Here is a 12398-nt window from a genome sequence, read left to right on the forward strand (position 1 = left end):
TGTTCAAATGGCGATTCAGCGTTTAATTGGTTTTGGGAAAAAAGAAGAGTTTAAGGAAATTTTGGCAATTTTAAGAAGGCAGAAGCCTGATAGGATAAGGGTTCTGTGAAATTTGTCGTGTACAGAGGTAAACCTGATAGATTCTTGATATCCATTGCTTGCTCTTGTTATTTTAGATTTTGGAATGATCTTTAAATTCTAGATGGATGGAGGCTCAGACATCAATTAAAAATTGTATGATTGGAGTATGCAGGGTTTATACCTTGGCTTAAAAATAAATATAAAAAATAAGTTCAATGAGGAATACTGATGAAAGCAAGATGTTTATGTGGTGCGACTCAGTTTGAAGTACAACTCAGGAATCATGAAGTTGCTGCCTGTCATTGCTCGATGTGTCGTCGCCAGACCGGTGGGCCATTAATGGCTATTGATATCGAAGATATTCATTTTGTCGATCAGCAGTATTTATCTGTTTTTAACTCTTCAGAATGGGCGGAGCGCGGCTTTTGTAGTATTTGTGGTACTTTTATTTTTTGGCGAACCAAAGATCATTCATTTGCCAATATCAATGTGTTTACATTGGAGGAATTACCTGAGGATCTGGATTTTAATCTAGAGATCTATGTGGATCACCAGCCAGCCTTCTATTTATTTAATAATCAGAACCAAAAAATGACTGAAGCTGAAGTCATCGAGATGTTTAATTCGGATCGCTCATAATTTTAGTTTTGAAAGTGCAAAATTTAAGGTTAAATTTAAAGAGAACAAATAAAAAACCCGCGATAAACGCGGGTTTTTTATTTAAAAACTTGAGAAAGTCTCTAAATTATTTAGCAGCTTTTTCAGCTTCGATAGAAGCAATCGCAGCATCTACGCCTTCGATTGAATCAGCAGCTTTCTTGATACGAGCAAGTGCATCAACCAGTACTTCGTCAGCAGTTGCGTAAGAGATACGCATGAAGCCGCCTAGACCGAATGCATCACCAGGAACGACTGCAACACCAGTTTCTTCCAGTAACCAAGCAGAGAATTCTGTGCAAGATTTAAGACCTTTGGCACGAATCAATGGTTTGATGTTTGCATATGCATAGAATGCACCGTCCGCAGGTAGGCAAGAAATACCATTGATATTATTTAAGCCTTTTACAACCAGGTCATGACGACGTTTGAATGCTTCAATCATTGGCTCAAGTACGTCTTGAGGACCATTCAATGCAGCTTCCGCAGCAACTTGTGAAATAGAAGTCGGGTTAGAAGTTGATTGAGACTGGATTTTCTTCATTGCGCCAATCAGTTTCGCAGGACCAGCTGCATAGCCGATACGCCAACCAGTCATTGCATAGGCTTTAGACACACCATTTAATACGATTGTACGGTCATAAAGGTCTGGAGCAACAGTTGCGATATTGTAGAACTCGTCATCCCAACGGATTGGTTCATACATGTCATCAGATGCGATATACACTTCTGGATATTTACGCAGTACTGCAGCTAAAGCTTCTAGTTCAGCTTTCGTATAGATCATGCCAGTCGGGTTAGAAGGGCTGTTCAATACCACTAGACGAGTTTTGTCAGTGATCGCCGCTTCTAATTGTTCAGGAGTAATTTTGAAACGTTGTTCTTCACCACATTTCACAATAACAGGAACACCTTCAGCAATGATCACCATATCAGGGTAGCTTACCCAGAATGGTGCAGGGATGATGACTTCATCACCTTTGTTTAACAAGGCAAGTGCCAGGTTAAAGAATGATTGCTTACCACCACAAGAAACCAGGATCTGGTTTGCTGCATAGTCAAGGTTGTTGTCACGTTTGAATTTGGCAATAATGGCTTTTTTAAGACCTGGCGTACCGTCTACAGCGGTGTATTTGGTGAAACCGTTGTTAATCGCTGCAATTGCTGCATCTTTGATGTGTTGTGGTGTATCAAAATCTGGTTCACCTGCACCCAAGCCAATTACGTTATGACCAGCAGCTTTAAGTTCAGCAGCTTTGTTAGTCACAGCAAGCGTTGGGGACGGTTTGATGGCATTTACACGATCAGAGAGACGTACGTCCACGGCGGTATTCCTTCTTATAGGGATTAAAAAATAAAAAGCACAATATCTTAGCCTATATTGGTGCACATTAGGCAAAAGAATTTATAAAACTTTACGGAAAAAGTGTTTTGATAGCCGAAGTTTATCTTGAACTTCGATGTTAAGGCGCAGTAACTGAAGGCTTTCAGGCTAAACTTGAAATCTATAAAATATGTGAAATATAAAATAAAAAAGGCTACCTATGGGTAACCTTTTTTGTGCGCTTCCTGTAAGGATTATGCCGTAAAACGTGACAAATCTTCTTCAGGGCGGGCAGTCAGGACTTCTACGCCATGTTTTGTTACTAAAAGAGTATGCTCATATTGCGCAGATAATTTGTGATCCTTGGTCACAACCGTCCACTTGTCACCCAGCAATTTGGTTTGCCAAACACCTGCATTGACCATTGGTTCAATCGTAAATGTCATACCTTCTTCTAAGATCATACCGGTATTTGGCTGGCCATAATGCAGCACCTGCGGTTCGTCATGGAAAGTGGTGCCGATGCCATGACCACAGTATTCACGTACTACGCTAAAACGTTCAGATTCCACATATTTTTGGATCGCATGACCGATATCACCCATGGTTGCACCTGGCTTAACTACTGCGATACCACGATACATCGCTTCTTGAGCGACTTTACATAAACGGTTCGCCAGAATAGAAGTTTCACCCCCCACGATGTACATCATGTTGGTATCGCCATGAAAACCATCTTTGATGACAGTCACGTCAATATTAAGAATATCGCCTTTTTTCAGGATCTTGCCTTCAGAGGGAATACCGTGACAGACCACATGGTTGACTGATGTACAGATGGTATGCTGGAAAGCAGGACGGCCTGGCGCTGCGCCATAGCCCAGACATGCTGGAATCGCATTCTGTACATTTACAATATAGTCATGACAAATCGTATCCAATTCAAGCGTTGATACACCTGGTTTGATATGCGGTTTGATCATATCCAAAACTTCTGCCGCCAGTCGTCCAGCTACACGCATCTTTTCGATATCTTCAGCGGATTTGATTAAACGACGGGGAGCTTGATAAGTAGTGTTCATGATCTCTAAAAACTTTTGGAAATTTGTGTGCGACTATGGTATAAATAGCCGCCCATTTTATCAAATGCTTTTTCGTGAATATATTTGCGTAGCTTGATGAATGGTGTATTAAAAATCCGCACATATATCGTCACATTACTCTGGGTGCCCGCAAGGGTGGAGAATGCGGATATATGGAGGCCTAACCCAAATCTTTAAGGTAAAGAAAATGGCAGATTACAACGTAAGCATGCGCGACCTTCTACAAGCTGGCGCGCACTTTGGTCACCAAACTCGTTTCTGGAACCCAAAAATGCGTCAATACATCTTTGGCGCGCGTAACAAAATTCACATCATCAACCTTGAGCACACTGTTCCTGCGTTAAATGATGCTTTGAACTTTGCTAACCAATTGGCTAGCAAAAAGAACAAAGTTTTGTTCGTTGGTACTAAACGTGCAGCTTCTGCAATCATCCGTGAGCAAGCTCAACGCGCTGGTCAACCATACGTTGATCACCGTTGGTTAGGTGGTATGTTGACTAACTGGAAAACTCTTCGTCAGTCAATCAACCGTCTAAAAGACCTTCAAACTCAATCTCAAGACGGTACTTTCGCTAAGCTGACTAAACGTGAAGCTCTTGAGCGTACTCGTGAGATGGAAAAACTTGAACGCGGTCTTGGTGGCGTTAAAAACATGGGTGGTTTACCTGACGCACTATTCGTAATCGACGTTGATCACGAAGCAATTGCAATCAAAGAAGCTAAAAACCTTGGTATTCCTGTAATCGGTATCGTTGATACAAACTCTAACCCAGACAACGTAGATTACGTTATTCCGGGTAACGACGATGCGATCCGTGCAGTTACTCTTTATGCTTCTGCTATGGCTGACGCGATTCTTGCTGGTAAAGAATATGCTCAATCACAAGCAAATGCACAAGCTAAAGCAGAGGAAGCTCCAGCTTCTGAGGCTTAATGCGTTAGACGCTAGCTTGTCATTTTTGCGACACGTGATGGTGGCAAAGTAAGCGTCGTGTATGCAGGCGGCCCATGAGAATCCTCTGGGCCGTTTCTGTTCTATAAAGAATTCATTTTCTACCGAATTTAGGAGATAAACATGACTGCAGTTACAGCAAGCATGGTTAAAGAATTGCGTGATCGTACAGGTCTTGCAATGATGGAATGTAAAAAAGCTTTGACAGAAGCTGGTGGTGACATCGAACTTGCGATCGATAACCTGCGTAAATCTGGTCAAGCAAAAGCAGCTAAAAAAGCTGGTAATATTGCTGCTGACGGCGCGATCACGATCGCTCAGGAAGGCAACAAAGCAATTCTTTTAGAAGTAAACTGTCAAACTGACTTCGTTGCTAAAGACGAAAACTTTGCTGGTTTCTCTGCTAAAGTTGCTGCTGCTGCTCTTGCTGCTAACGAAACTGATGTTGCTAAAATCGCTGAACTTAAACTTGAAGATGGTGCTACTGTTGAAGAAGCTCGTATCGCGCTTGTTCAAAAAATCGGTGAAAACATCCAAGTACGTCGTGCGAAAATTGTTGAAGGCGAAAATCTTGCAGTTTATAAACACGGTCTTAAGATCGGTGTTGTTGTGTCTTATACAGGTGACGACGCGACTGGTAAAGGTATTGCAATGCACGTTGCTGCGTTCAACCCGGTTGCAGTTTCTGCTGAACAAGTTCCAGCTGAGCTAATTGCGAAAGAAAAAGAAATCGCTGAAGCGAAAGCACTTGAATCTGGCAAACCAGCAAACATCGTTGAGAAGATGGTTGTAGGTTCTGTTGAGAAATACCTGAACGAAGTTGTTCTTGAGCGTCAACAATACGTTATCGACAACGACAAAAAAGTTGCTGAAATCCTTAAAACAACTGGTACTACAGTTGCTCAATTTACTCGCTTCGAAGTGGGTGAAGGCATCGAGAAGAAAGCTGAAATGAGCTTTGCTGATGAAGTTGCTGCTGCTCAAGCTGCTGCTGCTCAATAATTTTTACCTTTAGGTAAAAGTTAGAAAAAGCCCCATTTAATGGGGCTTTTTTTATGATTAAGTCATTACTGATCAGGGGAGAATGATGGCAAATAAAGCAAATATAGGGATTGGGGCAGTCATCGTACTACTGGTTGCTGCTTATTTGGGACTTGATCTTTCTGAGTCCAGGCAACAGACCAATACTTTCACACCTGTACAGGAAGCTACTGAACAACATAAACAGCAGCCTGATCGTGCAAATATTAATACGATAGATACTGGTATTGCACGTATACAACAGGCTTATCAGCAAATACAAAGTGATATTCAGGTTCAAGGTGCAGGCGGGGTGATTGCGATATTAAAAGATGATAATGAAGGGTCTCGTCATCAGAAGTTTATTTTAGAACTGAACAATGGCCATACCGTGCTGGTCGCTCATAATATTGATCTGGCACCGCGTATTTCAAATATTCAAAAAGGCGACATGGTCGAATTTTTTGGTGAATATGAATATAGCGAAAAGGGAGGTGTCATTCATTGGACCCATCATGATCCAGGTCGAAAACACATTGACGGCTGGTTAAAATATCAAGGAAGAACCTATCAATAAGGTCCTTCCTATGAAGGAAAATGAGAAATAGCGCTAAATGCGCTTCATTTCGCTTATTTGGCGACTTTTCCAAAAAGGAATTACTTTACCTAGATAGGCATCCATGCACCAAATCGGGCCAATAAGAAGGAATTGGAGGTCTTTAAAAAAAGAAGGCTTTTTACCTTCCACTTTATGCCCATAAAACTGGCCAACCCAGGCAAAAACAAATAGCCCGATATAAAAACCGACGCCGACTGGCAGGATCCAGATCAACCAGGCCATAACTAAAGTCAGTGCTGCCATAGCAACCGCCAATACAATATCAAGACGCGTATAAAAGATCATCGCCAAGACAACCAGTAATGCAGTGAGTAATGCACTGAAGTGAGCAAGAATACCAATAATAGAAAAATAGATGGTGGGAACGCAGACCCAGTGGATCAGCTTGTTAGTCTTGTTCTGATGACTGTCGCTGTATTCATCAAACCATTCCGTTACAGTTTTCATTTTCCACTCCTGCTGCTTCTATTTCTTAAAATATAAAGCAGAACAGGGTGGTGGTCAAAACGCACTCGTCAGGAAGTCAGCTTACTGGAGAAAGACCAATAGACGAGCAGGGTGGATAAGAGCAGTAACAGTACACCTGAAATAAGTTCTAATTTAAGCACAGCAAATCATTCCATAAAAAAAGCCACATTATCTGTGGCTTTTGGTCAAATGCGTTAATAAGCTAAATCTTAAGATTAAGAGTTTGGCCCTTGTACACGCTCAATACTAACTTTGGCAGTACCCGCATTGGTGATGCCAATTTGCTTGGCTGCACCATAAGATAAATCAAGTACACGGTTGCCATGGAATGGACCACGGTCATTTACTTTCACTACCACACTCTTACCATTGTTCTTGTTAGTCACACGAATGTAACAATTCAATGGGAGGCTGCGGTGAGCTGCAGTCATTCCGTTCATGTCGAAAGTTTCGCCGCTAGCCGTTTTACGGCCGTGGAACTGACGACCATACCAAGATGCTGTACCAGTCTGGCTGAATTTACGAACTGTGTTGGAAGCAACAGTGTTCAGTTTTTCAATCACTGAAGGCTCATCTTCAGGGATTTCAATTTTAGCTGCAATCGTTTCACGACGAACTTTATCGCCAGAACGCTCAGTGATTGAAAGGCTGTTTAAATTTGTAAAGTTTGAATTGAAGCTTTGAGCTTCACGATTCAGAACACGTGTGGCAACACGCGAACGGTCATTATCATTATTTAATGATGATGACTGGACCAATTCTGCCTGCGACTGCGTCAGTGTGACGGTCGTGGCAATGGCCATTAAGTATTTGATTGAAGAATGCATCGAATCAACTCCTAGCAGCGGGTTCAAAAGGTTAATCTAAAGTGCTGAAAAACCAAGTAAACGAGCCCGATATTTAACTTATGCAACTACATTTGACGAAATGGATAATATTCATGCCGGCAATAGCCTGTCTAGTCTTTAATTAAAATAGTCTTGAAAAGAACGTAAAATAAACAATAATTGGTTAAAAAATAACCATAATTGTAACAAGGTATGAAAAAAGTCCAAAATTTGAACTATTTCTCATAAATATTTGTTGACTTTTGTGTCTTGCGGTAAATAAGAGCCTTATCGACTCACGATTTCTGTACCTAACAACCACAAAGCAGTGGCGTACATTCGGCTGCGATTATAGGTGGTAATCACCTGAAAGTTTGGATAAGTAATATAGTAAATCGGCCCATAATTTTCTTGCAATTGAATGACATTGACCAAATCCAGATCGTCGATTTTTACGATCGGATTCATAGGACTAATTCCTTGAGTTTTTAATACACCATAGGGTGTTGGCTGGGTCAGGTCCTTGGCAATTATTGCATCCGGATTTGAACCAGCATAACGTGCAGGGAAAGCAATTGGCTGGTTGCGTTGCCAGCCATGCTGAGCCAGATAATTGGCAATTGAACCAATAGCGTCCACAGCAGAGTTACGAAGATCAATATGACCATTGCCATCATAGTCAACACCAAACTTGGGAATATTGCTTGGCATAAACTGGGGATAACCGATCGCACCGGCATAAGAACCCACTACGGAGTTGGTTGACACCCCATCTTTATACGACCAGGCAATCAGGGCAGAAAGCTCATCCTGAAAGTATCCATTGCGGCGATCACCATTAAATCCAAGAGTGGCTAATGCATCACGGGTAATAAAAGAGCCTTTGTTGCTGCCAAAACCGGTTTCTACTCCCAGAATCCCAAGAATAATCGCCTGTGGTACACCAAACTGCTGTTCAGCACGATTCAGGGTATCGGCATACTGCTGTTTAAAACGCACACCACGCTGAATAGTACTCTCAGCCAGAAAATTGGTTTTATAGCTATACCACGGTTTGCTTTCACCTGGACGGCTCATGATGCTCAACACATTCGGCAAATTGCGTGTACCATTCATGGCCCAGTCAATCTGTTCATTACTTAAACCATACTGTTGCATGGTTTTGATTTTAAAAGCGGAATAAGAGGGATGCGTTTGGAAATCATTGGCTTGGCTAAAACTACTAAAACTTAGTGCAGCGAATACCAGAGAAAGTCGTTTAAGTTTTTTATAAAAATGTGGTTTTAACATCTGACAGTGATTTCCAATTTCATGAATGAGTTGGCAATAGGGGGCATCCTGCACTTCTATTTATGCCCGAAAAAAGAGGCAAAAAATCGATAAAATCTTGTAAACAGAACACAATTGCTCAGGACTATTAAAGATAACATTGACTGGATAATGACATCCAACTGCTTTGACAAAAAGAGACAAAGTATGGCTATTTTTAACGCATTTTTCTTGTGAAGATGCATTTACTGTAACAAGCTATTTCATTGGCAATAAAAAAGCCCGACATCAGCCAGACTTCTTTTATCAACTTATATTAAGAATAGAACAAAGTATCGTGGTATTCCGCCATTGCCTTTAGTTCATCCTTGTTTAATTTCAAGATGATTTTATCAGCAGCAATGTTGATTGCCTTGATCACTGCAGAAGCACCAATATCCGCCGCTTTACGTTTAATCATGCCCAGATCCAGGGTTTTGTTAAAATCCACCATGAAATGACGTACAGTCGCCTCACCAAACTCCTTATAGAGATTGCTCAAGGTCTGTTTGTCGATTTCATTGCCTGCTTTTACTTCAGCAAAATGGTACTTAAGGTTAGTGACCAGATTGGCATCCAGAGATTCACCGATACGGATGTTGCCTTCAGGATCCTTAAACAGACTGCGTTCAGAAAAGGCAATGGATTCACGTACCACCTCATTGGGAGCTTTGCCCAATAACTGCTTGAGCAAGACTGCTACCGTGGACTTGATATATCCTGCCAGTTTTTCCGCAGTATCACGCTTATCACTTGCTGGGAACTTGCGTACAAGTTCAGTCAAAATGGCATCAATGATCTCATCATTGATCATTAATGCCGTTTTGTCACGAAGTGGATACAGCGGTTCGCTGGAGTTTTTATTTTTCTGTGCAGTCTGAATTGTATTTAAAAGTTCTGCTGAAGGAATAAATCCAAAAAAAGGCATCGTTAAACCTCAATGTTTCTTATTGTCGCGCTAAACGAATAGGGCGAGGCATCCATGTGAAGTCCGATACACGGCAAGGGTTGATATCCAATCCACCACGGCGTGTATAGGTCGCATATACCATTAGCTTTTCCGGTTTTAGATTTTGCCAGATATCGGCAAATATCTGTTCCACACATTGTTCGTGGAAACCGTTGTGCTGACGATACGAAATAATATAAGCCAATATGCTCTTATAACAAGGTTTTTTACCTTGATAGCGTATAAATACTGTACCCCAGTCCGGTTGTCCAGTGACTGGACAGTTACTTCTTAATAAATGTGAATAAAGCTGAACTTCGACATTTTCATCACTTTCATTATCTAGAGCCAATAACGTCGCATCAGGATGATTTTCCAGACGTTCTGGGATCAGTTCATCCAGGCAGATTCCTTCAGGCTTGGCAATGTCCAGCTCATCTATATGGAACAGATCTAGCTTTACGTCCGCTTCAGCGGCTTTAGATAAATCCTGTTCGACTGTCGCAATAAAAGCTGCTTTAGACTCAAACTTGGCAAAATTCAGACTGTTGAAATACAGCTTAAGAGATTTGGATTCGATCAAGTTTGGAGAAGATGCGGGTAAAGTCATTCGACCAATTGCGACCTGTGGTACACCGGCAGCATTTAACCAGGATATTTCAAAAATATGCCACCAGTCCGTACCTTGTTGAATAGCTTCAATATGAGCATATTTCTCACGCGCAGGTGCACGTGAAATTGGGTACAGAATCTCCGGTTGATATTCTGTTGGATAGTTGGTGTCTTTACCAAGAAGAGAATGTTCTACACTCATTATTCACGCATTCCTGAACCACGAGACAATAAATAGTAAGCAATACCGTATAACACAGCACACCAGAAGGTAATCACAGCCAATGAAATGGAAACATTCACATCGCTATGACCTAAAATGCCGAAACGGAATGCATTCACCATATAGACGATCGGGTTAATTAAAGAGAGATTTTGCCAAAAAGGGCTTAAAACACTGATGGCATAGAATACACCACCCAAATAAGTCAGGGGAGTCAGCACAAAAGTGGGGATAATCGAGATGTCATCAAAGGATTTGGCATATACCGCATTAATAAAGCCACCCAATGAAAACAGTAGCGAAGTAACGAGTACTGTATATATAGTGACGAACCAGTTAGTAATATATAAGTCAGTAAAAAATAGACTCATGCTGGTCACAATAATTGCCACCAAAATACCACGTGCCACGCCACCTAGAACATAGCCCCACAGGATTGCATGTAGCGGTACCGGACTCATAATCAGTTCTTCAATGCTCTTTTGAAATTTAGAACTGAAGAAGCTAGAAGATACGTTGGCATAACTGTTGGTAATGACCGCCATCATGATCAAACCGGGCACAATGAACTGCATATAGCTAAAGCCGCCCATTTCTCCAATCCGTGAACCCACCAGATTGCCAAAAATTACGAAATATAAAGTCATGGTAATGGCAGGTGGAAGTAGGGTTTGGGGCCAGATCCGCATAAAGCGGCGGATTTCTTTATAAATGATGGTATAGAGGGCAACGCCAAGCTGATTTAAATTCATTGCGCAGCTCCATTGAGGTTTTTCTCAACCATTTTCACAAACAATTCTTCAAGACGGTTGGATTTGTTACGCATACTACGTACTTGGATGTTCTGTGCTTCGAGTAACTGGAACAGCTCATTCATACTATGTGCTTTATCTAAAGTGACTTCCAATGTCATTGGATCGACCAGATTAAACTTCACCCCTATAATATCGAGCTGGAGAGGTTCGATTGGTTCAGCCAGATCGAAGATAAAGGATTCTTCATTTAGCTGATTGAGGAAGTTCTTCATGGTGGTGTCTTCTTTAATGACACCACGGTCAATGATTGCAATCCGGCGACACAGCATCTCTGCTTCTTCTAAGTAGTGAGTGGTCAGAATGATTGATGTACCTTTATTGTTCATCTCATTCAGAAAGTCCCACATCGAGCGACGCAGCTCGATATCGACACCCGCCGTTGGTTCATCCAGAATTAACAGTTTTGGTTCATGCATCATAGCACGGGCGATCATCAGACGACGTTTCATCCCGCCTGAAAGCATACGTGCCTGTGTAGCGCGTTTTTCCCACAAACCCAGTTTGTTTAAATATTCTTCGGCACGTTCTTGAGCAATTTTCTTTGGAATACCGTAATAACCCGCCTGCGTAACAAGGATGTCGAACGTTTTCTCGAACTGGGAGAAGTTGAATTCTTGTGGTACTACGCCTAAACACTGTTTCGCTTCAGAAGGGTGAGTATCCAAGTTGTGACCAAAAATCTCAACAGTCCCAGAGGTTTTTCTTGTTAAGGAACTAATAATGCCGATGGTTGTAGATTTACCTGCACCATTCGGGCCGAGCAGGGCATAAAACTCACCCTCTGGTACATCCAGATTAATACCTTTTAATGCTTGAAAGCCATTGCGATAGGTCTTTGACAAATCCCTTAAGGTCAATGCATCAGTCATGGAGATCTCAAATGGTGAAAAATTGAGATATTGTGAGTGATCTGTATAAATAAGCCAAGTGATTGAGTGGGAATTCTTTTATAAAGGTGTGAGAAGATTGTTCAAAGCGTAGTCACTAAAATTACTAGCTTATATATAGTTGTTTACCTTATGCGATTTTTTGTTATGATGTGCGCACTCCTCATATAAGCGCTCATAGCTCAACTGGATAGAGTACAGGTCTCCGAAGCCTGTGGCGTGGGTTCGAGTCCCGCTGAGCGCACCATTTCCTTATTCCATCACATCCGACTTAATTTTAATATTATTAAAAATTAATAATTTATATCTGTCTATTGTCCGATAATATTCGAAGGTGTTTTAGGATGCCGCAAGTTTTTATGGTAATTTTTTGCGGTACCTCCTGTTTCTTGAAAAATATGTATTGTAAAAAGATGCCTAAATTATTAGACCTCTTTCATAAATCATTTTTTGCTCAGTTCCAAGTTGTAGATTCCAGCGATTAAATTGAATCTCAAACCAAGCCTTTTACCTCTATTTCGATAACGCTCAGCAAGGATTTTGAAGGTTTTCA

13 protein-coding genes, 1 tRNA gene and 1 pseudogene are annotated in these 12398 nt (G+C 41.3%); 5 read left to right on the top strand and 10 right to left on the bottom strand.

Annotated elements, in window-relative coordinates:
* The first annotated feature begins 309 nt into the window (after positions 1 to 309).
* A complete protein-coding gene (locus tag C3420_RS15215) occupies positions 310 to 720 on the top strand; it encodes a GFA family protein (protein ID WP_103800268.1) in 411 nt (136 codons plus the stop codon).
* A gap of 106 nt (positions 721 to 826) precedes the next feature.
* Here the strand turns inward: C3420_RS15215 and C3420_RS15220 are convergent, their stop codons facing one another.
* Together C3420_RS15220 and map are read right to left on the bottom strand one after the other, a co-directional pair.
* Positions 827 to 2062 (bottom strand): pyridoxal phosphate-dependent aminotransferase, encoded by a 1236-nt coding sequence (locus tag C3420_RS15220; protein WP_103800269.1) that lies wholly within the window; start codon positions 2060 to 2062, stop codon positions 827 to 829.
* A 254-nt stretch (positions 2063 to 2316) separates the two neighbouring features.
* The gene (gene map, locus C3420_RS15225; RefSeq protein ID WP_004892289.1) at positions 2317 to 3144 is read right to left on the bottom strand and encodes a type I methionyl aminopeptidase; all 828 of its coding nucleotides are present in this window, start codon (positions 3142 to 3144) and stop codon (positions 2317 to 2319) included.
* Between the two features lie 208 nt (positions 3145 to 3352).
* On the opposite strand from map, the gene rpsB reads away from it, so the two are divergent.
* The 3 genes from rpsB to C3420_RS15240 all read left to right on the top strand — a co-directional run bounded on the left by rpsB (position 3353) and on the right by C3420_RS15240 (position 5714).
* A complete protein-coding gene (gene rpsB, locus C3420_RS15230) occupies positions 3353 to 4099 on the top strand; it encodes a 30S ribosomal protein S2 (protein WP_004892292.1) in 747 nt (248 codons plus the stop codon).
* A gap of 141 nt (positions 4100 to 4240) precedes the next feature.
* A complete protein-coding gene (gene tsf, locus C3420_RS15235) occupies positions 4241 to 5119 on the top strand; it encodes a translation elongation factor Ts (RefSeq protein WP_076753832.1) in 879 nt (292 codons plus the stop codon).
* Positions 5120 to 5204: 85 nt separating this feature from the next.
* Positions 5205 to 5714 carry a DUF3465 domain-containing protein gene (locus C3420_RS15240; RefSeq protein WP_076753831.1) on the top strand — a complete coding sequence of 170 codons (510 nt, stop codon included), beginning with the start codon at positions 5205 to 5207 and terminating at the stop codon, positions 5712 to 5714.
* 33 nt (positions 5715 to 5747) lie between these two features.
* Here the strand turns inward: C3420_RS15240 and C3420_RS15245 are convergent, their stop codons facing one another.
* The 7 genes from C3420_RS15245 to C3420_RS15275 all read right to left on the bottom strand — a co-directional run bounded on the left by C3420_RS15245 (position 5748) and on the right by C3420_RS15275 (position 11827).
* Positions 5748 to 6203 carry a DUF962 domain-containing protein gene (locus C3420_RS15245; RefSeq protein WP_004815228.1) on the bottom strand — a complete coding sequence of 152 codons (456 nt, stop codon included), beginning with the start codon at positions 6201 to 6203 and terminating at the stop codon, positions 5748 to 5750.
* Positions 6204 to 6439: 236 nt separating this feature from the next.
* A complete protein-coding gene (locus C3420_RS15250) occupies positions 6440 to 7051 on the bottom strand; it encodes a septal ring lytic transglycosylase RlpA family protein (RefSeq protein ID WP_004815231.1) in 612 nt (203 codons plus the stop codon).
* Positions 7052 to 7339: 288 nt separating this feature from the next.
* Positions 7340 to 8341, bottom strand: a complete 1002-nt coding sequence (gene mltB / locus C3420_RS15255; RefSeq protein WP_076753830.1) for a lytic murein transglycosylase B — start codon at positions 8339 to 8341, stop codon at positions 7340 to 7342.
* Positions 8342 to 8636: 295 nt separating this feature from the next.
* Positions 8637 to 9287: a hypothetical protein gene (locus C3420_RS15260; protein WP_076753829.1), complete on the bottom strand. Its 651-nt coding sequence runs from the start codon at positions 9285 to 9287 to the stop codon at positions 8637 to 8639.
* A gap of 19 nt (positions 9288 to 9306) precedes the next feature.
* A complete protein-coding gene (queF, locus tag C3420_RS15265; protein ID WP_076753828.1) occupies positions 9307 to 10122 on the bottom strand; it encodes an NADPH-dependent 7-cyano-7-deazaguanine reductase QueF in 816 nt (271 codons plus the stop codon).
* Entirely contained in the window at positions 10122 to 10895 is a 774-nt protein-coding gene (locus C3420_RS15270; protein ID WP_004815236.1) for an ABC transporter permease, read from the bottom strand. Before C3420_RS15270 ends, queF begins: the two co-directional genes overlap by 1 nt.
* Complete coding sequence (locus C3420_RS15275) at positions 10892 to 11827, bottom strand: ABC transporter ATP-binding protein (protein ID WP_005222733.1); 936 nt, start codon at positions 11825 to 11827, stop codon at positions 10892 to 10894. Before C3420_RS15275 ends, C3420_RS15270 begins: the two co-directional genes overlap by 4 nt.
* 189 nt (positions 11828 to 12016) lie before the next feature.
* Between C3420_RS15275 and C3420_RS15280 the strand changes: the two genes are divergently transcribed.
* Positions 12017 to 12092, top strand: a tRNA-Arg gene (locus C3420_RS15280).
* 196 nt (positions 12093 to 12288) lie between these two features.
* Here C3420_RS15280 and C3420_RS15285 read toward each other — a convergent pair.
* Positions 12289 to 12398, bottom strand: a pseudogene (locus tag C3420_RS15285) (IS5/IS1182 family transposase); the annotation flags it as partial.

Source organism: Acinetobacter sp. ACNIH3 (assembly GCF_002918965.1).
In the GTDB taxonomy this organism is placed as follows: Bacteria; Pseudomonadota; Gammaproteobacteria; order Pseudomonadales; family Moraxellaceae; genus Acinetobacter; species Acinetobacter schindleri.